Source organism: Marinobacter sp. ATCH36, from assembly GCF_023555055.1.
Lineage (GTDB): Bacteria > Pseudomonadota > Gammaproteobacteria > Pseudomonadales > Oleiphilaceae > Marinobacter.
In genome coordinates, this window is the sequence record NZ_JAMJPL010000001.1 from 734,049 (window position 1) to 754,591 (window position 20,543).

Below are 20,543 nucleotides of genomic sequence, written 5' to 3' on the forward strand. Positions count from 1 at the left end.
GGATCGACAATTTCCTTTTACTGTCCTTCTGGAGCAACGCGCCTACGGAACTGGATGCGTTTTATTACATGCCGTTCTCTCCCATTGTGCGGGTAACCGACCACTGTAGTCCCATAAGCGGAGATAAAAAATGAAGAAAGGACTCCTGATCCTCCTATGCTTCCTAATCATTCCCATCACCCACGCCGGGACCTACCGCTGGGTCGATGAAAACGGCCAGACCCATTTCGGGGACCGTCCGCCTAAGAATGCAGCCTCTGATGAGGTAAAACTGAATGCCCCCGCCCCGTCGTCGGATGCTGCGGCGCGAGAGCGCAAGCTGCGCATGAACGAGTTCCTGGAGCAGAGCCAGCGGGAGCGTGATGAACGTAATCAGGCCAGGGCAGAGCAGGAAGCCAGGGCAGAGAAGCATGAAGCCCGCTGTCAGGCCTTGCGGGCGCGGTTGAAGTACCTGAAAAGTGTATCGGGTATCTATCGTCTTAACAGCGAGGGAGAGCGTGTCTTCGTTAACGACGAAGAAAACAAACGCCTTCGCGAACAATTTAGTGCACAGGTGCAAAGTGAATGCGGTATCTGAGCCTGCTTTGCGTCACGGCCATTCTGTTCGGCTTACCATTTGCTCATGCAGAGCCGCCCGATCTGGTCCTTGCCGGGGTTTACGAGGAAGGCGTTGTCCTCGAAGACTACTGGGTCAGTGAAAAACTGGATGGTGTGAGGGCATACTGGGACGGCAAGCGGTTCTGGTCGCGGGGAGGCAATGAATACCGGGCGCCTCAGTGGTTCACCGAAGATTTCCCCAATGTGCCCATGGATGGAGAATTGTGGATGGGGCGGGGCCGGTTTGCCGAACTTTCCGGCGCGGTGCGCCGGCTGGAGCCGGAGGATGAGAGCTGGCGGCAGATCCGGTTCATGGTGTTTGACCTGCCAGCTGTCGACCGGCCGTTTACGGAGCGCGTTGAGCTGATGGAGTCGGCATTGGTGCCATCACCGTCGCCGTTTCTGGCCATGGTTGCTCAGCGAAGGGCAACGAATCATGGTGAACTGATGGCGGCATTGGACAGGGTAATAACTGAAGGCGGCGAGGGGTTGATGCTAAGGCGCGGTAGCAGCCATCACTCTGCCGGGCGCTCGGATGACTTGCTGAAAGTGAAGCGTTACGACGATGCTGAAGCGGTCGTTGTGGCGCACTTGCCCGGTAGTGGAAAGTATCGGGGGTTGATGGGTTCGATACGGGTGGAGCGGGAGGATGGCCGGCGATTTCATCTCGGCACTGGTTTCAGCAATAAAGAACGCAGGAATCCGCCTCCAGTTGGTGCAACCATTACCTACAAATATTATGGGTACACTTCGTCCGGATTACCGAGATTTGCCAGCTTCATGCGAGTTCGTAACGATGAGCCTCGGGAGTCTGATCCAGCATCCTTCGATTAAGAGGTCTTCACAATAGATTTCTTAGCTTGTGCTACAGTAATTGTAACCGTGGTTATTCTTCATCATTCCACGGTTCTGAATGTCTGTCTGAAGATGATGAGTTTTTGCGGACATTCAGCCAATAGTTTTATCGTTACCAAAAGCCCGAATAGCAGTTTGGTTGATTGATAAGGAGGCAACAAATGGAAGCGAAATCCAGTCAGAACGATTATGAGCAGGTCAGAGAAGATCTCAGGAAGCTCAGCGACGATCTTTCCAAACTCACCAAAACCGTTGCCGAAGGGCAAAAGAGCAATATCAGCAGTCTCCGTGATGAAATCCGCCGGGAAAGCCGCGAAGCATTTGACCAGGTGAGGCAGCGTAGTGATGCCGCCATCAACCGTGCTCGTGATGCTGGCACCAAGGCGGTCGATGATGTTGAGCACAAAATTGAGGAGCGCCCGTTCCTCAGTATTATTATCATGTTCCTTGCGGGACTGCTGGTTGGACGGTTGCTGGATCGCTGATCATGCCTGATTCAGCCTGGTTACAGGGCGTCCTGCGGAAGGCAGTCGCGGCCATAATCGGTTTTATGTTGGCCTTTGTGCTGCTGGTCGCCCTGTTGATTACCGGTTTTTACCTGCTCGTCAATGCCGCCACGCTGGCGCTGTCCCCCTCGCTGGGTGAGGCCGGTGCTTTGGCGGTGACGGGCTTGTCATGTCTGTTGTTACTGGTTTTGTTTTTCTATCGGATGACCCGGCCGGTCGCCTCGAAAAAATCCGGCTCAGACAGTAAAGGGCAGTCATCGGGCTCTCCGATTGATGCCATCAGGGATCTTGTCCGCAACAATCCTCTTGAAGCCGTTGCTGCTGCGTTCACCCTCGGTGTGGTCGAGCAGAGTGATCCGCGCCTGAAATCACTTCTGTTGCAGGGTGGCATGGTGCTGATGAAGGAAGCGGAAGCCGAACAGGCGCGCGGAGAGGAGAAAACGGATACCCCAGCCAGCGACAGGGATGCACCAGCAACCTGATCGTCATGCCAACGTAACCCGCCATACCGACACTGGGCGTGCAGTACCATTCATTGCACAGGGAGCTTGTCATGAAGTTGCGCAGGTTACTGGTTGCCGCATTGCTTATATCTTGCTGTTTTGTTGCCAATGCATCCCAGGTGCATCTGGGCCCCAGGCCTTTCTGGCTGGTTGAAGACATGGATGCAGGGCCCTTGAAAGACAGGCTTCAGTCATGTCAGGTCGGGAAAATGAAGCCCACGGAGTTCTCGATCGGCCACCGGGGTGCGCCCCTGCAGTTCCCGGAACACACGCGGGAATCCTACGTGGCAGCCGCCCGTATGGGTGCGGGTATCCTGGAGTGTGATGTTGCCTTTACCAGGGATCGGGAACTGGTTTGTCGCCATGCCCAGAACGACCTTCACACCACCACCAACATTGTCACCATCCCCGAGCTGAACGCCAAGTGTACCCAGCCCTTTGTGCCGGCAGACCCGGAGCGCGGCACCGAGGCGCAAGCGGAGTGCCGTACCAGCGATATTACGCTCAAGGAGTTCAAATCCCTGGAGGGCAAGATGGATGCGTTTAACCCCGATGCCACCACGCCCGAAGAGTACCTGGATGGCACAGCGGGTTGGCGCACAGACCTGTACAGCAGTCGAGGCACGTTGTTGACGCACCAGGAAAGCATTGAACTGTTCAGGATGCTGGGTGTGAAGTTCACGCCGGAACTCAAAACACCCGTTGTGGACATGCCATTCGAGGGAGATTACAGCCAGCAGGATTACGCCCGCCAGATGATCCAGGATTATATCGACGCCGGTGTAAAACCAAAGGATGTCTGGCCGCAATCATTCCTGCTGGATGATGTGCTGTTCTGGGTCAACGAGATGCCCCGCTTCGGCAGGCAGGCGGTATTCCTGGATCAGGAGCCGCTGACAAAGGACAACTCGTCACTTGCAAGAGTGGAAAACCTTGCCGCGCAAGGGGTGAATATACTGGCACCGGCACTTTGGAAAATGCTGACTTTGGATGACCGTCAGCAGATTGTGCCCTCGGAGTACGCAGAAAACGCCAGGGCAGCAGGGCTGGACCTGATTGCCTGGACCGTTGAGCGCAGTGGCCCGCTGGCTGATGGCGGTGGCTGGTATCACCAGACCATCACCGAGGCTATTGATAACGACGGAGACGTGTTCAACGTGATTGATGTGCTGGCCCGGGAGGTTGGGGTGATCGGCATCTTCTCCGACTGGCCGGCAACCACCACTTACTATGCCAACTGCATGGGGCTGGCGGGGCGCTAGCACGGCACTGTCAGCCTGGAAGCGTGAGAAAAATGCAAATGCTCTGAAAAGTTGTGAAGCTGACATTAAATAGCATGAAAATTAGGTGAACAGATCGTATTGCGCATTTAACCCACATCCTGCCTGTTTGCAGGTAGCCTGAGTTCAGGTAATCGGTATGAAGCTTTTCCGATTAATCCATTGGGAAGTAATCAATGACTGAACTCAGAAGGAAGGATGCTATGAGTTATAAATCTGGTTTTGCATGTGTAACGGTTCTGGCCTCGGCGATGCTGGCAGCGCCCGTTGTCTCGGCACAGGACAATACCACCCGGGACAGTTCCGGTGTGTATGTCAGCGGTAGCTACGGTGGCTACAAGTCACATGGCGGTGAATTCGACGATGAGAACGACCTGTTCGGCGTAGGCCTGGGTTATCAATTCAACGAATTTTTTGCCATGGAAGCGGAGTACATTGATTTTGGCAACTTCGGTGACGACGAAGTCGATGGCAAGCTGAAGGGGACGTCCCTTGGCCTCCGCGGTCGGTTGCCGCTGACGGACACCTTCGGTGTTTATGCCAAGGCAGGCGCATTTGCATCATCGTTTGATGTCGATGCCTTCGACGACAGCGAGACCTACGATGAGGTCAACCCGTTTGTCGGTGCCGGCGTTGATTTCCGGGTAACCGAGAGACTGACGGCGTTCGCGGAGTACAACCGCTATAATGTTGATATCGACGAGGACGACTTCAACGGCCAGGTCACCAACGACGGGCCGGATTTTGACACTGGCCGCGTTGGTATGCGTTTCCAGTTCTGATGCAGCGGCAAAATGGCCCGGGGCGATCTGCCCCGGGCTCCTCTTTGATTACTGCACGTTTTCCAGTTCGCCGAACCGGTCCGTAAACAACGCGGAGGACAGATAGCGCTCCGCGGAATCCGGTAACACCACCACAATATTCTTGCCCCTGAATTCCGGCAGCTTGCCAATTCTGACCGCAGCCACAACCGCCGCGCCGCAGGAAATGCCGCACAGAATGCCTTCTTCCTGCATCAGTCTGTGTGCCATATCCATGGCTTCCTGATTGCTGACTTTTTCCACCCGATCCACCAGATCCATATCCAGGTTACCCGGAATAAAACCGGCCCCGATACCCTGGATCTTGTGGGGTGCGGGTGTCATTTCCTGGCCCTCGCGGGACTGGGTGATAATCGGTGAGTCTTCGGGCTCAACGGCAACGGTGGTAATGGCCTTGCCTTTGGTGTTGCGGATATAGCGAGTCACACCGGTCAGGGTGCCGCCGGTGCCGACCCCGGATACGAAGATGTCGATGGCGCCGTCGGTGTCGTTCCAGATCTCCGGGCCGGTGGTATCCTCGTGGATACGGGGGTTGGCGGGGTTCTCAAACTGCTGGGGCATGAAGTGAGTGTCAGGGTCTTCGGCAACCAGTTCCTCGGCTTTGGCGATGGCACCTTTCATACCCTTGGCCGGTTCCGTAAGCACCAGTTCTGCCCCAAGTGCCTTGAGTACCTTGCGGCGCTCCAGGCTCATTGATGAGGGCATCGTCAGCACCAGTTTGTAACCTCTTGCGGCGGCCACGAAGGCGAGCGCAATACCGGTGTTGCCACTGGTGGGCTCGACGATGGTCATTCCCTGCTTGAGCGCGCCACGCTTTTCCGCGTCCCAGATCATCGCAGAACCGATCCGGCACTTAACGGAATAGGCAGGATTGCGTCCTTCAATCTTGGCCCAGATGGTGGCACCGTCGTTAACCCGGTTCAGTTTGACCAGTGGGGTGTTGCCGATGGAGAGTGAGTTGTCCTCATAAATCTTTGCCATAGCTGATTCTCCTTGTCGTTATACCGACATGATAACACTCTACTCAAGGTGACAGAGGGTGTGGCGATGACGCCTTAACTATCAGTGTTGCCGGATTCAACAGCACGGGTTTCCAGACGATTGCGCCCGTTCTGTTTTGCGGCATACAGAGCTTTGTCAGCCATTCGCAGGAATTCGGCCGCCGAAGAATCCTTACCGGGAATACCGGTCGCCAGGCCAATGCTGACGGTGAAATGCAGTTGGGCATCGTCGCAGGGGGTTGAGCTGCGGGCGAGAGCTTCCCGGAAGCTTTCAAGCCGTGAGATCAGTTCTTCCCTGTCGCTGAACGAGGTGAAAATCACGAATTCCTCACCACCGAACCGCGTCAGGCGGTCTGTGTCCCGGCGGAAATGCTCACGCAGAATGTCAGCCAGGGCTTTCAGGCACTGATCACCCGCCGCGTGTCCATGAGTGTCGTTAATGGTCTTGAAGTGGTCCGCATCCACCATGGCAACGGCAAAGCCTTGCTGGTGCCTCTGGCACCAATGAAAGCTCTTGCTGAACTCGGTGTCGAAATAGCTGCGGTTGCCGATCTGGGTCAGATCGTCGGTGACACTCAGGTGCGCAAGCCTTGCGTTGGCAGACGCCAGCTCCCGATTTAACCGCCCCAGCTTCCGGTTCCAGTAAAACAATAAACCCAGAACCAGCAACGCAACGGCACCCACTTGGGCGATCAGGGTGTAGTCGGTTTTCTGTTGCAGACTTATACCGCTCCAGTGCTGTTCGATAGTGTTGCGCTCCTGTTCGGTCAGACTGTCCACCAGCTTCTGCATGATGCCCAGCAGTTCCGGTTCGTCATTGCGGGTGGCCACGGCAGCCGCCCAGTCTGCCGGCGCTCTGCCAATCACTTTCAGATCTGCCAGGCCCTGGCGCTGGATGTTATAGCTGGCGGTTGCCAGTGAGCTCAGAAACGCCGCCAGCTCCCGTTGCTGAACCATGCGCAGTCCGTCTTTTTCATTGCCGACCTCAACCAGATTGAGGTTGGGGTTCCGGATTGTTAACAGCTCCGCAAGGGCGTAACCCTCCCCAATGCCTACGGGCTGGCCTGACAGATCATCGAGGGAGTCGATGAACGGGGCTTCTATGCGGCCCACAAGCACGCCTGGAATCTCAGCGTAGGGCGACGTGAAGTTCATGTAGCCGAGTCGATCGGGCGTTTCCATGGCCATGGAGAACAAGTCGCAATCGCGATTCTTGGCGGCCCTGACGGATTCTGGCCAGCTGTCGACCGGTCGTGGAACGAATTCTATGCCTGAACGCTCAGAGAACAATCTGAAGGTTTCGGCAGCAACGCCTCTGTGCCTGCCTTCGTCATCAAGCCCTTCAAGAGGTAACCAGTCAGGGTTGACGCATATGGTGAGTTGTTTGCCTTTTTTCTCCAGCCAGGCTGTTTCGGTCGCTGTGAACGTCACGTCTTCGGTAGGCTCAGGTGCCCTGCGTATCGAGGCTCCCAGCCAGCGGTTTTCGATGGTTCTTTTTTCTGTAGGGCTGATGGCGGCAAGGGCCTCATCGATAATCAGTGCCAGAGGTTCCAGTGCTGGCCGCACACCAAAGCGCAGGTCCTCACCCGGTTTGCCATCGAGGGTCATTTCCCCGGCCACGGTTACCCCTGTAATCCGCAGCTCACGGACCCAATAATTGCCATTGGGCAAGGCCGCCAAAACGACATCAACGGTACCTTCCTTCAAAGCCTGAAACATGCCCCGTTGTGAGGTGAAGGTATAGATATCGTCACCCAACTGATCCTTCAACGCCTGTTCATAATAAATGCCAGCCCCGGTGGCCACTCTCAGACCTTTCAGATCCGCTACGGTGCTGAATTCCAGTGAGCCATCCAGTGTGAAAGCGACATTGGGGATGATGTGGTAAGGAGCGGTAAACCGGCTGGATTCCCTGCGTTCCCGGCTCTCCGATATATTGGCCATAATGTCGATGTCTCCCTTCAGATACATCGGATACAGCTCTGACCACTGGTCTGTGACCGGAATAATCTGCAGACCGGTCAGGTCGGCCACCCGGTTCATAACATCCACAGACAGTCCCTGCAGGAGGTTGGCATCCTGGAAGCTGAATGGTGCGTAGTCCCTCATGAAACCCACCCTGATCGGCCCCAGTTCTCTGAGGTAACGCCGTTGCGCGCTGGAGAGTTCAATGGCTGGTGCTTCGGTGATACTGGCCCCGCCAAACTCCTGCCAGCGCTCGAACAGTTCAGTGATTGTTGATTGTGGGATCGCATCCAGGCCTTTGCTCACGGCCTCAAACAACGCTTCATTGCCCTTCAGAACACCGAGGCGAAAATCTTCCCGCGAGAGCTCTCCGAGCGGGGCCTCTCCGGCAACCTCAAGAAATCGGAAGCCGGCCAGGTTGGCGTAGTATTTCAGGGGCAATTCCGGCCCTAGGACGCCGTCCACCCAACCGAATGCCAGCGCCCTCACCAGGCTGGGAATGGAGCTGTAGCTGGTGTAGTTGATTCCCGCGTCCGTCAGGACGTCGCGATAGTAGATATCCTGGACTATGCCGACATGAGCGCCGGAAAGTGCTTCCAGTGAGCTGATATCGCCCAGTGGATTGGCCGGGTCATGCATCAGGTAAATCTGGCGGATGTGGTAAGGACTGGTAAACAGGATCTTTTCGGCTCGCTCTTCGCGATAGGAAATGCCATCAATAATGTCTATCTCACCCCTCATGAAGGCACCAAATACTTCGGCCCAGGTACCGGCACGGAATTCGAAGGTCAGCTCTGAGTGACGGGCCACTTCACGGAGTATATCGATCGAGAACCCTGAGGGAGAGCGTCCTTCGATATTGGAGTAGGGTTTGTTGTCAGACACAATGCCCACGGAAACGGTCCGGGCTTCAGACGACATGACAGGCGTCGAGACTGAGAGGAGCGTCAGCGCCGAGAAGGCAAAGAGCAGAATTGCATTCAGGTACAGCCGTTGGCGGAAAGTTCCGGCGCTCATCAGGTGGTTCACAATTCTCTTTGTGTTGATTCGAAAGTGTAGTCGTTAGCGTTAGGATTGCCCAACGGGAAACGGCTCTGCAGTCTGCGATCAGTGACATCCGGTGATAGGATAGTTGGACTCTGGGTAACGCACGGTACAGACAATGGGCCTTTTATTTGAGCAGATCGACAGCCAACCCTCTTCCCTGGGAGAGATCACTCTTCGCCGCCGCCGTATTCCGGCGCTTGGCGACCGCGATATCTATGAGGTGAAACTGGGCGAAGAGTTCCTTATGTCCAGCATGTTTGTGGATGCGGAAGTGGCATTGGCCGACCTGGGCCTGGATGCGGTGGACGGTGACGAGCTCAAGGTGGTGGTCGGTGGCCTCGGGTTGGGTTACACCGCAGAAGCGGCTCTGAAGCACGAGCGGGTGAGCGAGCTTCTGGTAGTGGAAGCCCTGGACACCGTGATCCACTGGCACGAGCAGGAGAAAGTGCCGCTTGGCAAGGTGCTGAATGAGGACTCGCGCTGCCGCTATGTGCTGGGTAGTTTCTTTGACCTTGCCGTTTCCGAAAACGGCTTCGACCCTCAGGCGCCGGGTAAGGTCTTCGATGCCATTCTGCTGGACATTGACCACTCTCCAAGGGCACTGCTGAACGACTCCAATGCCAGTTTTTACAACGTTGAAAGCCTCGGAAAGATGGCCAGGCATCTGCGCTCAGGCGGGGTCTTCGCGATGTGGTCCAACGAGCCGCCGGATGACGTGTTCATGGATGTACTGCGAGAACTGTTCACCGATGTGGACGCGAAAGTGGTGTCGTTCTTCAACCCGTTCCAGAACCGGGAATCGACCAATACGGTGTTTCTGGCGCATAAGCCGCTAGCTGACAGAGCGACCGGTGTAGCTTGAGAAGTCCGGTTTGTTCGGCTGATGCTGATCGTCGGTCATATAGGCGGACGTGAGTATGAATTCGGCTGTCGCACGGTTACAGGCAACGGGAATATTCCACAATGCCGCAATGCGCAGCAGGGCCTTGATGTCCGGGTCGTGGGGCTGGGGTTCGAGCGGGTCCCAGAAAAACACCAGCAGGTCAATTTCGCCCTCGGCGATTTTGGCGCCGATTTGCTGGTCACCGCCGAGTGGGCCGCTGAGCAGGCAGGTAATGTCGTCTCTCCCGAGGCTTTCCTTCAATAGGCGGCCTGTAGTGCCGGAGGCATAGAGGCGGAGGGAGGCAAAGCGGGTCTGGTTTTCGGCAACCCAGTCCACCAATTCTCTCTTCTTGTTATCGTGGGCGACGAGGGCGACGGATTTAACGGCCATTTGCGGAAAAGTCTCCTTTTGGGATGGTATCAGGCTCCAGTGTTTCATAATCAAGACAGACGCGGAACAGGAAAAAGGTGTTATGGCAGCAGACCAATCCATCAACTGGGAAGAAACACCGGCCGCCGTGTGGCGTCGCCATCGCCAGGGGCTGCGTGCCATCCGGCGGCTGGACCCGGTGGGCTGGAACGACCTGACCGGTATTGGCCGGCAGCAGGATGCACTGGCCCGCAACACCGAGCGCTTTCTGGCCGGTGAACCCTCCAACAACGCTTTGCTCTGGGGTGCCAGGGGTACCGGAAAGTCCTCGCTCATCAAAGCATTGCTTAACCGCTATCGGGGCCAGGGCCTGCGGATGATCGAGGTGGACAAGGATGACCTGGTGAACCTGCCGGAAATTGTTGATGACATTGCCGAATTGCCCTGGCGATTCGTGATCTTCTGCGACGATCTGTCCTTCGAGGTGGGCGAGTCCGGTTACAAGGCGCTGAAGAGCGTTCTCGAGGGATCACTGGAAATGCCGCCGGAGAACGTGCGGGTTTACGCAACCTCCAACCGCCGCCACCTGATGCCGGAGTTCATGGACGATAACCTGAAAAGCGAAATGCGGGGCGGCGAACTGCACCCGGCCGAGGCGATCGAAGAGCAGGTTTCCCTGGCGGACCGGTTTGGATTGCAGTTGTCGTTCTATGGATTCGCCCAGGATGTGTACCTGCAGGCCATAGACGCATTGTTCCCCCGGGTGGGGAATCGCGAGGCACTGCACCGGGAGGCTATCCGCTTTGCAACCAGTCGGGGCTCCCGCAACGGCCGCACGGCGCAACAATTCTACCGCCAGTTCGCCGGTGACCCCGAGGCTTTTGGCGGTTGAGCCACAGGCTACTGTCGCCGTGCCAGTTTTAGAAATCGGTGGTGCACCAGCCGCACGCCAACGAATACCAGGATCATTACCACTGGAATGGCGGCGCCAAGCACCAGAGACTTGTTGAAATCAAAACCGGCATCGTAGGCGGAATCCAGTGCCAGTTTCAGTAGTCCCACCAGGTAGTAGCTGATGGCCACCACGGACAGCCCTTCCACGGTGTGCTGCATCATCAGCTGAATTTTCGAGCGCCGGTCCATGGAGCTCAGTAGCTGCTGGTTCTGGCTCTGTATCGCCAGCTCCACCCGTGTTCGCATCATATCCGAAGCCCGGTCCACCCGCCGTGACAGGTCTTCAAGCCTGTCCTTCACCGATTCGCAGGTTTCCACTGCCGGTGTCAGCCGCCGGGTCATGAACTCGGTGATGGTCAGATGCCCCGACAGCTCATCTTCCCGAAGCTCTTCCAGCCGGGTCAGTACCAGTCTGTGATAGGCGCGTGTTGCTGAGAAACGGAAAGTGGAATGGGCGCGGAAAGCCTCGATACGGGCGGCGATATTGGTAAGTTCCGCCAGCACCTCGCGCTCGTCGATGTCCTTGTTGTCGGCCAGGGATTGGGTGACAACCGCCAGTTGCTGGTCCATGTCGTTCAGCGACGGAGTCATTTCCCGGGCCAGTGGCAGTGCCAGCAACGACATCAACCGATAGGTCTCGATTTCCATCAGTCGCTGGGTCAGGCGGCCGAGCTGGCTGTCTGACATGTCCCGGTTCAGCACCATGAAGCGGCCAAAGCCGTCGCTATGGAGCTTGAAGGTTCCCCATACCCTGGCCTTACCTTCCCAGGGGCTGCTGCCCACCAGCCGTTCCCCTTCGAAACATTCGCGGATCTGCGCCAGGTCGGTTTCCGGGCCGTTGGTGGCTTGCTGCAGGTCGATATGAAAGGCGGCCACGATGGTGCCGGTAAGCTTTTCAAGCCAGCCTTTGGGCAGTGATGTAATACCTGTTTCCTTGAAGGGCTGGTGCTCGTTCCCGGGGCCCAGGTTGATAAAGGTGTAGGACGCAAACTCCATATGCATCTCGCGCCTTATTCGCAGAGAGCCAAACGTGGCCTCGTAGCAGCTGACATCTCCGACGGGTGCCGGTTGCCCCAGCATGATGTGAAGCTCTTGCCAGTGTCGGAACTGGACCGCTCGTTGCTCCGGTGTGGTCAGCAGGGCGATATGGGTGACCTGCGCCGGGCAGGGTAATACGTGAAATGGCCGGGAGTGGAGTTCGTCGTAGAGCTCTGCTCTCAGGGGGTGCAGGTCAAGCTGGTTGAGCGGGCGATTCAAGGTCCATTCCTCTGGCTGCGATTCAGGGCTGTAATGGTAGCAAGACTGTAAAGCGCACGCCTCCCGGTTCGTTGGTTGCCAGCACTTGGCCGCCGTGATGGTCGGCGATCAGGCGAACGATCAGCAGGCCCTGGCCCAGGTGCCCCTCCTGATGGCCTGTTCTCACGGAAACGAAAGGGCTGAAAATATCACTGGCCAGGTTATCAGGTAATGACGAACCCTCATTGAACACGCTCAGTTCCAGCTGTTTCGGGCCGGGCGCCAATCGTACTTCAATCAATCCTCCGGTTGGTGTGAAATCCCGGGCATTGTCCACCAGCTTGTCCAGCATTTGCACCAGCAATTCCGGGGAACCGTGGCATCGGCAATTTTCGGCGGCGCCGGAATAATGAATGCGATGATCCGGGTCCAGTGACTGGTAGGCGAGGGTGGTCTGGGAAACCACGTCGGCCAGGTCAAAGAGTTCCTTCTCCGCGTGATCAAAGCTTTGTTCCAGGCGAGCTGCCTCGCTCATGCCCTGCAGTATCTGGCTCAGCCGGTCGGTGGCGGAACGGGCCCGTTCGATGTAGCTGGCCTGGTCGGCTGGTTCGGTGGTGTGGCTGAGGTTTTCCAGGGACGACCGCACCACCGCAATGGGCGTTTTCAGCTCGTGGGACAGGCGCCGGGAGAAGCTTTCCAGGTAATTGGTATAACCCTGAAGGCGCTCCACCATATGGCTGAATTGCCGCGACAGATCGCCAAGTTCGTCCTTCGCCCTGGCAGGAGGAAGGGCGCCAATTACCCTGCCATCGTCGTCAACGCTTGCGCTGACAGCGCGCTGTAGCCGGGTGATACGCCAGGACAGCCAGCTGGCATAGCCCAGCAGCACCAGCATCAGGCCCGTGATCAGCGGCACGCTGCGGGCGATGACCGAACCCAGTGTGCTGCCGGACAGCGCCAGGAGCTGGTCGAGGGACTCTTCCAGCACCAGTACCCGGCCATTGTCCAGTGGTTGTTTGACCAGCATGTAGGTGTCCCCGTCCCGGTGACGAACCAGGCCCTGCTCCGGCAGTTTATCTGCGTCCATTCGGTGGCTGTCGTTCTCCAGCGGCACTGGCTCGGGCTGATAGAAGCGTACCAGCGCCCGTAGCCCGTTCAGGCTGATGCGTTCGAGAATCTGTAGCGGGCTCAGGCTGTCAAACTCTGGCCTTTCCTGCTCCGATTCTCGCGCCTGGCGGGCAATCACCCAGCCGTCGGGCTCCAGAAGCCAAGCACCCTGGCCTGGTGCAACCAAGGCTCCAAGCCGCCTTTCCAGTGTCGGCAGGCGAGTGACGATTTTTACTGAATCCGGGCCTGTGGTAATGCTTTCGCTATCGCCGATTGCAGTCTTTGCCCCTGGCCATCTGACCTGAAACCCGAATTGGCCTGATGGGTCGGGGCGGGGGATTCTCAGTTCAGCCTGGTAGCCGTTGCTGACGGCTTGCCAATAGCCACTGATGCGGTAGTCCGTCTCGCCGTCTTGCCCAGGCTCTACGGCGTTGATGGATCCCGGCGCCTGGTTGCGAATAAGGCGCTGAACACTCTGGTTGCCTTTGGTGAAGTGCAGCTGGATCTGGTCATGGGGTTGTTCAGGGTTTCCCGGGTCGAAACTCACCGCTTTGCGGCCACTGACCCGTATCAGCAGGAATAAATGGTTCTGGTCCACGGCTGCCTGCCAGGACACTTGTGCTCCCTCATTTTCCATATCCTTGCTGGTATCTTGCCACTGCTGGCGGGACTCTTCCTCATCGTAGCCTGGCCAGTCATCGCCATAACCGTCGAGGTTGAGTGGGCGCGACAGGATGTCGGCGTAGATAACATCTGTTCCCGGTTCAATAACTGCCGTTCTATCAGGGGTGTCCGCAGCAAATTCGGCGATACGCCCGGCCTGGCTCTGCAGTTGTCGCGCTGCCTGGTCACGCAGGGCCTGGTCGAGCTCCAGCACAAACTGCAGGCCGGCCCAGGGGATCAGCAGCATCAGCAGGCTGGCAATAAAGAGCTGGCGTTTGAGAGTCAAAACTCAAGCCTCATGGGCGTTCCAGCGATAACCCATGCCGTAGGCGGTATGAATGCCGTCAAAGCTGCCGTCAATCTGGCAGAACTTGCGGCGTATCCGCTTGATGTGTGAGGTCACCGTATTGTCATCCAGTACGGTGCTGGCCGCTTCCATAAGCTGTTCACGGCTGCGCACGTGGCCAGGGTGCTGAACCAGGGAGTGCAGCATCCAGAACTCGGTCACCGTCAGGTCTATGGGCTGACCATTCCATTCAGCAGTCATCCGGTCAACGTTCAGCGCCAGCCGGCCCCTGTGCACCACTTCATCCGGTTGCCTCAGTGCCTCGGCCCAGGCATCTGCACGCCTTAGCAGGGCGGTTACCCGTGCCAGCAGGTGGTCAATGCTCATGTCCTTGGTGACATAGTCGTCCGCGCCAAGGCGCAGGCCGTGAACAGAATCGATATCGCTGTCGCGGGCAGTGAGGAAAATGATTGGCAGGGTCTTCGACAGGCCTCTGAGATCCTGGCACAGGGTAAAGCCACCTTCGGGCTCGTCACCCAGGCCCACATCGATAATGGCCAGGTCCGGCAGGGAGGTGCGTAACACCTGGAAAGCACTGGTGCGATCGCCATAAGCGGATACCCGGTAACCCCTGCGCTCGAAGGCGTCGCGGTAGTTCTCCCGGATGGCGGGTTCGTCCTCAATCAGCACGATGTGTTGCTTCATAACCTTCGGCCATTTTCCCTGTTGATGCAGGTTGCTGTTTAACCAAGGACTGAGATTAACCATGGCCTGAAGCCAGAACAAGGTTACGCGAGCTGTTTGCCACAATTCATCATTATTTCGACGCCGGATCGCCAGATTGTGACACCGGATCGCCGTTTCCGTGGGCTGAAATAGACACCAGTTGCCAACAGGCGTGTGTTCATCCCATTGAGACAAGGAAGCGGAATGATGCTGCTCAGCCACTTTATAGTGCCATCTTCACGAACCATCGCGAACGCGGGTCACCGGAACCGGTTGATTGCCGGCGGCACGGTATCCCCCCGGTTCCGCCGCTGGCTGGAGGGGATCTCACTGTGGCTGGCGGTGCTGTTGTTCCTGTTCGTGCACCCGGTGTATGCAGAGGCTTCGGAAACCTCCGGCGAAGGTGCGGGAGAGTTTCATTTTGTCGACGATGCGGGGCAACGGCAGGAGTCAGCGACGCTGCTCGATACCGACTACAAGGTGACCGTCAGCGGGCTGATCGCCGACACCCGGTTACGACAGAGTTTCCGCAATACCAGCCGGCAATGGCGGGAGGGTGTGTTTGTTTTCCCGCTACCCGAGAACGCCAGCGTGTACGGCATGACCATGACCGCAGGCGAACGCGTGATTGTAGGCGAGATTCATGAAAAGCGGGAAGCGAAGCGTCAGTACACCCAGGCTAAGGAAGAGGGCCGAAAGGCAGCTCGTGTTGACCAGCAGCGGCCGAACCTGTTCACCACACGAATGGCGAATATTCCCCCGGGTGAGACCATCACCGTGGAACTGAACTATCAGCAGGCGGTGCGCTACCAGTCCGGTGAATTCGAGTTACGTCTGCCGACCACTCTGACACCCCGCTACATGCCCGGTCAGGCGGCTGACAACCGACCCGCGCAGTGGTCTGGAGGCTGGGCGACACCCACTACGGAAGTGCCGGACGCAGACCGGATCAGCCCCTTTACGGTATTGCCCGAGGATGCTGGGCCGGACAGTCATCGGGCAACGATCGCACTGGAGATCAACGGAGGTCTGCCGGTAAGCCGTGTTTCCAGCCCCAGTCATCGTCTGACAAGTACGTGGAATGGCAGCACGGTGGAAGTGGCGCCGGAATCCGATTCGGTGTTGATGGATCGGGACCTGGTGGTGCGCTGGGCGCCAGCCCGTGGAATGGAGCCCTCGGCCGCTGTTTTTCATGAGCAGTGGCAGGGAGAGGATTACCTGCTGGCGCTGATGGTGCCGGGACTGAACCCTGATCAGGGCCTACCGCGGGACTTGGTATTTGTCATTGACACCTCCGGTTCCATGGCCGGTGAATCCATCCGCCAGGCCCGGCAGGCATTGCTGCGTGGGCTCGACACACTGGGGCGGGATGACCGTTTCAACGTGATCCAGTTCAACAGCCAGACTCACGCCCTGTTCATGGATGCGGTACCGGCCAATGGCAACAACATCGCCCGGGCTCGTCGCTATGTTCAGGGCCTGAACGCCAACGGTGGCACGGAGATGGCACCGGCGCTGAAGGCCGCGCTGGATGACTCGGACGAGGGCGGTGACACAACATCCGCAAGGGTTCGACAGGTGGTGTTCATCACCGATGGTGCGGTGGGCAATGAAGCTGCCCTGTTTGGAAAGATCAGTAACGGGCTGGGTCGCAGCCGCCTGTTTACAGTGGGTATCGGCTCGGCCCCCAATATGCACTTCATGCGGGAAGCGGCACGCTACGGCCGTGGCACCTATACCGCCATCAGCGATCTCTCGGATGTGGAGCGACCGCTGGATGAATTGTTTGGCAAAATGCAGGCACCGGTATTGACGGACATTTCGGTTAGTTGGCCAGGCCAGACAGACGCAACTGAAGCCTTCCCGGCTCGCATTGGTGATCTGTTTCGGGGCGAACCCATGGTGCAAGTGGTGCGGGGCCTGCCAGGAGAAGGCGAACTGGAGTTCTCCGGTCGGCTGCCGGATGGCAGTCAGTGGCAACAGTCACTGCGGCTCGATCAGGCCGCAAAGGGTAAGGGGCTGCATCGCCACTGGGCGCAACAGAAAATCAATAGCCTGATGGACAGCGGGCTTACCGGCCAGGTCGATGACGATGCGCAGTCAGAGGTGACGTCTCTGGGGCTGAAACATCAGTTGATGACGAAGTACACCAGTTTCCTGGCGCAGGAAAAAACGCCATCAAGGCCGTCCGAGGAAACCCTGGCAACCGACAGCGTTCCTACGTTACTCCCGGCCGGAAGCCAGGGCACCATGCTGCGTTACCCGCAGACCGCAACGCTGTCTCCGCTGTTCATAGCCATCGGGTTGGTGGGTCTTATGTTCTCGGTTGCGATTACCCTGGTACAGAGGAGGGTGTTTGCATGAACCGCCTGATTCTTCTGCTGGCAACCACTTTTGCGACAATCCTGGCGGTAGGGTTGTGGATACCACTCAAGGCCCTGGCAGCCCAGGAGCTGTTGGAGCTGGCCTGGGCCGAGAGCCAGGCACGGCAGCAGCAGACCCGCCCCTGGCCATGGGCGGATACCTGGCCGGTGGCCCGCCTGACGCTGCCTGAAACCGGCCAGTCGCTGATCGTGCTGGAAGGTGCCCACGGTGAAAGCCTGGCCTTCGGGCCGGGGCAGGTACTGGGTGATGGCAGTCAGGCCGGGCCGGTGGTGATTGCCGGCCACCGAGACACCCATTTTCGGGGGCTGCAGCATCTGGAAACAGGTAGCCGGGTGCAGTTGCAGGACCGGCATGGAGACTGGCGTACCTTTCTGGTCGACCGCATCCGCGTTGTTGATAGTCGTTACGAGCAGATTAACACGGCACAGCTGCCCAGGGATTCCCTGCTGCTGGTGACCTGTTACCCCTTCAATGGTCTGGCGAATAATGGTCCGCTACGCTATGTGGTGGAGGCCACAGCCGAGTTCCCTGCACCTTCTACCTGAACCAGTCTGATAACGTTTCTGCGCCGTTCACGGAAGTGCTTGAAGCATCTGACAAAACAGGGCAGTCTTTCGAGGACTGTTTTCGCTGCAGGGAGATGCACGCAATGAATCTTATTCTTTTTCTGATTATTGGTGGTGTGGCCGTCGTCAGCGCCATCAAGAAGGGTTAAAGATGATCGTACCTGTTTCCGCTGTTTTCGCAGCCGTTCTCGGGCTGTTGTTGCTGGTGTTGTCGGGGATGGTGTCCCGCTTTCGCCTGAAGTACAAGAAAAGCCTCGGAATAACTGACGACCGGGACTTCGAGGCGGCTGTCCGCGCCCAGGCCAACCTGGTGGAATACGCGCCCCTGGGCCTGGTCATGCTGGCCATTGCGGAATTGAACGGCGTGCACAGTGGGCTGATTTACTGGACAGGAATGGCTTTCGTCGTGGGGCGTGTGCTCCATGCCTTTGGCATGATCAACGGCCGGGGTGGCCCTCATATAGCCCGGATGGTGGGCATTCTGTTGACCTGGGCAGGCATCCTTGCCATGGCCGTGTTGCTGCTCTGGAATGTATTCCAGGTTTACGGCTGAATTGCTTGTGGGGGCGGAATAGCCCCCGAATCCAGTTACACATTCCGGGGCTGGCCCTATAACGCCTGAGCCATTTCCATAGTGAGGTACTCCAGTTCCAGCCTCCGGTTGGCGGCGTGGTCTTCCGGGCGTGCCAGCGGGCAGTCATTGCCCCAGCCGCTTACCAGGATCTGGCTTTCCCTCACCCCTTCACGAACAAGCAGTTTGGCGGCGCTGCTGGCCCTCAGGCGCGACAGAAAGTGGTTGTATTCACCAACGCCAAACATATCGGCATGGCCGTGGATGCGTACTTTTACACCCGGATTGTGCCGCAGGTAGGCGGCATGCTGGCGCAGAATGGCCTGATCCTGCTCATCCAGGCGGTGTTTGTTGAAACCGTAATGAAAACGCACGCGGTGTGGCTTGCGGGGCCCGCCGTCAGATGCCTGCTCCGGCATTGGCAGGCCGGATTCGATGGCCGCTCGGGCAAGTAGCTCCGGGTTGTCCAGTATAAGTACAGTCATGGCATTTTCCTTGGTTGCACGTCCGGTATTTTTGTTGTCCCGGCAACTATTGGCTGTGGCCGGGACAACGGCAATTGGCGATTGGTCGAACTTTTGTTCGATCTTCATTACAACGCGAAAAACTGGCCATGCTGTGGTAAAAAGCACATCTCCCGGGACAAATTATGATGAATTGTGACTGCCCATGCTGATTATCCCCGCAGAAAATACCGTTAACTGGAAGCGCCCGCCCTGGGTGACGCTTGGGTTGATGCTTGCCTGCATGCTGGTATTCACGTTTTACCAGGGCGGTGACAGCCGGTTGACCGAGCAGGCGATCGAGGAGTATCTAGATTCGGGGCTGCAGTCCCTTGAAGCACCGGTGTACGAAGATTACCTGCAGCGCCAGATTCGTTTCGAGGGCGATGAAGAGCGGGTTTACGAGTTGCAGAATTTCCAGCAGCTGCGCCAGGAGGGTGGGGATCTGTGGGTGGCCTACAGCCTGCTGTCCGATCGCGAATTCTACCAGTACATGCTGGAAAACCGGGACGTGTTGTTTGCCCCTGCGGAACGTCGCCGCTGGATGGAGCTGCGAGGCGACATTCAAGCCCGGCTAATGGACCGTCTCAGTGCCAACCAGCTAGGGCTGGTGCCTGCGGAGTTCTCCCTCTACACCCTGATCACCTATCAGTTCCTCCACGGTGGCTGGGGGCACATCATCGGTAACCTGGTGTTCCTGTTCCTGCTGGGCTTTACCGTTGAGAAAGCCCTCGGCCCCGGTCGTTTTCTGCTGGCTTACCTGCTGTGCGGGTCGATTTCCGGCGTTGTATTCACCGCGTTCTCCATGGGCAGCCACATACCGCTGGTGGGTGCGTCCGGCTCCATATCCGGACTTATGGGTATGTACGTGGCCATTTACGGGCTGCAGAAAATCCGTTTCTTCTATTTTGTCGGGGTGTACTTCAATTATTTCCGGGCACCGGCGCTGGCGATTCTGCCGGTGTGGCTGGGTAAGGAAATTTACGATTACTGGTTCGCCGGTGCCACTGGTATCGCCTACATGGCCCACGCTGGCGGCCTCGTGGCAGGCGCTGGCATGGTCTGGTTGTTGGGCAGGAGCTGGCTGCAGGTAAAGGAAGAGTTCTTCGAGCCGGAAGAAGACGAGAAGGACGAGCGATTTACCACCGGCTACAGCCAGGCCATGGCCAGCCTGGGGCGGATGGACTTCGATGTGGCCAAACGCCAGTTCGAAGCATTGCGGGAGCACTACCCGGATCGTACCGTGCTGTTAGAGCACCTGTATCAGCTGGCGAAGCTGCGTCCGGAGTTGCCGCAATACCGGGAGCGCGCGCGGGAATTGATGAACGAGTCCCTGAGCCGCCGCCAGCCTGAACAGATGATTGAAATATGGCAGGAATACCAGCGTAAAGGTGAGAGCCACCAGCCCCTGACCGCCGAAGACCACAACCGGGTTCTGTTCACCAGCCTGAAGCAACACGACCTCAAAGCTGCGGAAAAGGCTTTCGAGAGACTCAAAAGCACCGGCGATGAGCTCCTCACGACGGAGGCTTGTCGACTGCTGGCAGACGAGTTCGAAAAACTCCAGATGACGCCAAAGGCTCGCCATTACAGGCAGTTGTTACAAAACGGCTAACTCACTGCTGGATCGCCGATTGGCGGGGAGGGTGTTCCAGAACCGTGCGTAGCCATGGATGGCGGAGCCGAGCGTACAGGGACGTATTCACAGCGTGTTCTGGA

General features: G+C 57.7%; 19 protein-coding genes. 12 read left to right on the top strand and 7 right to left on the bottom strand.

The window, feature by feature from the left end:
* The first annotated feature begins 130 nt into the window (after positions 1 to 130).
* The 6 genes from M8010_RS03250 (at position 131) to M8010_RS03275 (ending at position 4,523) form a co-directional block, all read left to right on the top strand.
* Positions 131 to 577 carry a DUF4124 domain-containing protein gene (locus M8010_RS03250; RefSeq protein WP_250088445.1) on the top strand — a complete coding sequence of 149 codons (447 nt, stop codon included), beginning with the start codon at positions 131 to 133 and terminating at the stop codon, positions 575 to 577.
* A complete protein-coding gene (locus M8010_RS03255; protein ID WP_250088447.1) occupies positions 565 to 1,431 on the top strand; it encodes a DNA ligase in 867 nt (288 codons plus the stop codon). Before M8010_RS03250 ends, M8010_RS03255 begins: the two co-directional genes overlap by 13 nt.
* A gap of 182 nt (positions 1,432 to 1,613) precedes the next feature.
* Positions 1,614 to 1,937, top strand: a complete 324-nt coding sequence (locus M8010_RS03260; protein ID WP_250088448.1) for an ElaB/YgaM/YqjD family protein — start codon at positions 1,614 to 1,616, stop codon at positions 1,935 to 1,937.
* A 2-nt stretch (positions 1,938 to 1,939) separates the two neighbouring features.
* On the top strand, positions 1,940 to 2,440 hold the full coding sequence (locus tag M8010_RS03265; RefSeq protein ID WP_250088462.1) for a hypothetical protein: 501 nt from the start codon (positions 1,940 to 1,942) through the stop codon (positions 2,438 to 2,440).
* Between the two features lie 71 nt (positions 2,441 to 2,511).
* The gene (locus M8010_RS03270) at positions 2,512 to 3,723 is read left to right on the top strand and encodes a glycerophosphodiester phosphodiesterase family protein (protein WP_250088464.1); all 1,212 of its coding nucleotides are present in this window, start codon (positions 2,512 to 2,514) and stop codon (positions 3,721 to 3,723) included.
* A 221-nt stretch (positions 3,724 to 3,944) separates the two neighbouring features.
* On the top strand, positions 3,945 to 4,523 hold the full coding sequence (locus tag M8010_RS03275) for a porin family protein (protein ID WP_250088466.1): 579 nt from the start codon (positions 3,945 to 3,947) through the stop codon (positions 4,521 to 4,523).
* Between the two features lie 48 nt (positions 4,524 to 4,571).
* Here M8010_RS03275 and cysK read toward each other — a convergent pair whose 3' ends face one another.
* Positions 4,572 to 5,543 carry a cysteine synthase A gene (cysK, locus tag M8010_RS03280; protein WP_250088468.1) on the bottom strand — a complete coding sequence of 324 codons (972 nt, stop codon included), beginning with the start codon at positions 5,541 to 5,543 and terminating at the stop codon, positions 4,572 to 4,574.
* 74 nt (positions 5,544 to 5,617) lie between these two features.
* Positions 5,618 to 8,545 carry a transporter substrate-binding domain-containing diguanylate cyclase gene (locus M8010_RS03285; RefSeq protein ID WP_250088469.1) on the bottom strand — a complete coding sequence of 976 codons (2,928 nt, stop codon included), beginning with the start codon at positions 8,543 to 8,545 and terminating at the stop codon, positions 5,618 to 5,620.
* A 145-nt stretch (positions 8,546 to 8,690) separates the two neighbouring features.
* On the opposite strand from M8010_RS03285, the gene M8010_RS03290 reads away from it, so the two are divergent.
* The gene (locus M8010_RS03290) at positions 8,691 to 9,437 is read left to right on the top strand and encodes a polyamine aminopropyltransferase (RefSeq protein WP_250088476.1); all 747 of its coding nucleotides are present in this window, start codon (positions 8,691 to 8,693) and stop codon (positions 9,435 to 9,437) included.
* On the opposite strand, the gene M8010_RS03295 is transcribed toward M8010_RS03290, so the two are convergent.
* Positions 9,408 to 9,848, bottom strand: coding sequence for a methylglyoxal synthase (locus tag M8010_RS03295; protein ID WP_250088478.1), 441 nt, complete (start codon positions 9,846 to 9,848; stop codon positions 9,408 to 9,410). The two genes, M8010_RS03290 and M8010_RS03295, sit on opposite strands and share 30 nt — an antisense overlap.
* Positions 9,849 to 9,930: 82 nt before the next feature.
* Here M8010_RS03295 and M8010_RS03300 point away from each other — a divergent pair, with 82 nt between their 5' ends.
* Entirely contained in the window at positions 9,931 to 10,719 is a 789-nt protein-coding gene (locus M8010_RS03300; protein ID WP_250088480.1) for an ATP-binding protein, read from the top strand.
* Positions 10,720 to 10,727: 8 nt separating this feature from the next.
* On the opposite strand, the gene M8010_RS03305 is transcribed toward M8010_RS03300, so the two are convergent.
* The 3 genes from M8010_RS03305 to pdsR are packed head-to-tail and all read right to left on the bottom strand — an operon-like array spanning position 10,728 to position 14,778.
* Positions 10,728 to 12,038, bottom strand: coding sequence for a DUF3422 family protein (locus M8010_RS03305; protein WP_250088481.1), 1,311 nt, complete (start codon positions 12,036 to 12,038; stop codon positions 10,728 to 10,730).
* A gap of 22 nt (positions 12,039 to 12,060) precedes the next feature.
* On the bottom strand, positions 12,061 to 14,073 hold the full coding sequence (locus tag M8010_RS03310) for an ATP-binding protein (protein ID WP_250088483.1): 2,013 nt from the start codon (positions 14,071 to 14,073) through the stop codon (positions 12,061 to 12,063).
* Between the two features lie 3 nt (positions 14,074 to 14,076).
* Positions 14,077 to 14,778 (bottom strand): proteobacterial dedicated sortase system response regulator, encoded by a 702-nt coding sequence (gene pdsR / locus M8010_RS03315; protein ID WP_250088491.1) that lies wholly within the window; start codon positions 14,776 to 14,778, stop codon positions 14,077 to 14,079.
* A gap of 225 nt (positions 14,779 to 15,003) precedes the next feature.
* Here pdsR and M8010_RS03320 point away from each other — a divergent pair, with 225 nt between their 5' ends.
* The 3 genes from M8010_RS03320 (at position 15,004) to M8010_RS03330 (ending at position 18,303) form a co-directional block, all read left to right on the top strand.
* Positions 15,004 to 17,163, top strand: a complete 2,160-nt coding sequence (locus M8010_RS03320) for a marine proteobacterial sortase target protein (protein WP_250088499.1) — start codon at positions 15,004 to 15,006, stop codon at positions 17,161 to 17,163.
* A complete protein-coding gene (locus M8010_RS03325) occupies positions 17,160 to 17,729 on the top strand; it encodes a class GN sortase (RefSeq protein ID WP_250088501.1) in 570 nt (189 codons plus the stop codon). The genes M8010_RS03320 and M8010_RS03325 overlap by 4 nt, the downstream gene beginning before the upstream one ends.
* A gap of 172 nt (positions 17,730 to 17,901) precedes the next feature.
* On the top strand, positions 17,902 to 18,303 hold the full coding sequence (locus tag M8010_RS03330) for an MAPEG family protein (RefSeq protein WP_250088503.1): 402 nt from the start codon (positions 17,902 to 17,904) through the stop codon (positions 18,301 to 18,303).
* Positions 18,304 to 18,359: 56 nt separating this feature from the next.
* Here M8010_RS03330 and M8010_RS03335 read toward each other — a convergent pair whose 3' ends face one another.
* Positions 18,360 to 18,806, bottom strand: a complete 447-nt coding sequence (locus tag M8010_RS03335; protein WP_250088505.1) for an OmpA family protein — start codon at positions 18,804 to 18,806, stop codon at positions 18,360 to 18,362.
* A gap of 184 nt (positions 18,807 to 18,990) precedes the next feature.
* Here M8010_RS03335 and M8010_RS03340 point away from each other — a divergent pair, with 184 nt between their 5' ends.
* Positions 18,991 to 20,439: a rhomboid family intramembrane serine protease gene (locus M8010_RS03340; protein WP_250088511.1), complete on the top strand. Its 1,449-nt coding sequence runs from the start codon at positions 18,991 to 18,993 to the stop codon at positions 20,437 to 20,439.
* Positions 20,440 to 20,543: the final 104 nt, after the last annotated feature.

Bases quoted from the DNA above. Each gene is read 5' to 3' on its own strand.
- M8010_RS03250 (WP_250088445.1), top strand. From the start codon at position 131: ATGAAGAAAGGACTCCTGATCCTCCTATGCTTCCTAATCATTCCCATC.
- M8010_RS03255 (WP_250088447.1), top strand. From the start codon at position 565: ATGCGGTATCTGAGCCTGCTTTGCGTCACGGCCATTCTGTTCGGCTTA.
- M8010_RS03260 (WP_250088448.1), top strand. From the start codon at position 1,614: ATGGAAGCGAAATCCAGTCAGAACGATTATGAGCAGGTCAGAGAAGAT.
- M8010_RS03265 (WP_250088462.1), top strand. From the start codon at position 1,940: ATGCCTGATTCAGCCTGGTTACAGGGCGTCCTGCGGAAGGCAGTCGCG.
- M8010_RS03270 (WP_250088464.1), top strand. From the start codon at position 2,512: ATGAAGTTGCGCAGGTTACTGGTTGCCGCATTGCTTATATCTTGCTGT.
- M8010_RS03275 (WP_250088466.1), top strand. From the start codon at position 3,945: ATGAGTTATAAATCTGGTTTTGCATGTGTAACGGTTCTGGCCTCGGCG.
- cysK (WP_250088468.1), bottom strand. From the start codon at position 5,543: ATGGCAAAGATTTATGAGGACAACTCACTCTCCATCGGCAACACCCCA.
- M8010_RS03285 (WP_250088469.1), bottom strand. From the start codon at position 8,545: ATGAGCGCCGGAACTTTCCGCCAACGGCTGTACCTGAATGCAATTCTG.
- M8010_RS03290 (WP_250088476.1), top strand. From the start codon at position 8,691: ATGGGCCTTTTATTTGAGCAGATCGACAGCCAACCCTCTTCCCTGGGA.
- M8010_RS03295 (WP_250088478.1), bottom strand. From the start codon at position 9,848: ATGGCCGTTAAATCCGTCGCCCTCGTCGCCCACGATAACAAGAAGAGA.
- M8010_RS03300 (WP_250088480.1), top strand. From the start codon at position 9,931: ATGGCAGCAGACCAATCCATCAACTGGGAAGAAACACCGGCCGCCGTG.
- pdsR (WP_250088491.1), bottom strand. From the start codon at position 14,778: ATGAAGCAACACATCGTGCTGATTGAGGACGAACCCGCCATCCGGGAG.
- M8010_RS03320 (WP_250088499.1), top strand. From the start codon at position 15,004: ATGATGCTGCTCAGCCACTTTATAGTGCCATCTTCACGAACCATCGCG.
- M8010_RS03325 (WP_250088501.1), top strand. From the start codon at position 17,160: ATGAACCGCCTGATTCTTCTGCTGGCAACCACTTTTGCGACAATCCTG.
- M8010_RS03330 (WP_250088503.1), top strand. From the start codon at position 17,902: ATGATCGTACCTGTTTCCGCTGTTTTCGCAGCCGTTCTCGGGCTGTTG.
- M8010_RS03335 (WP_250088505.1), bottom strand. From the start codon at position 18,806: ATGACTGTACTTATACTGGACAACCCGGAGCTACTTGCCCGAGCGGCC.
- M8010_RS03340 (WP_250088511.1), top strand. From the start codon at position 18,991: ATGCTGATTATCCCCGCAGAAAATACCGTTAACTGGAAGCGCCCGCCC.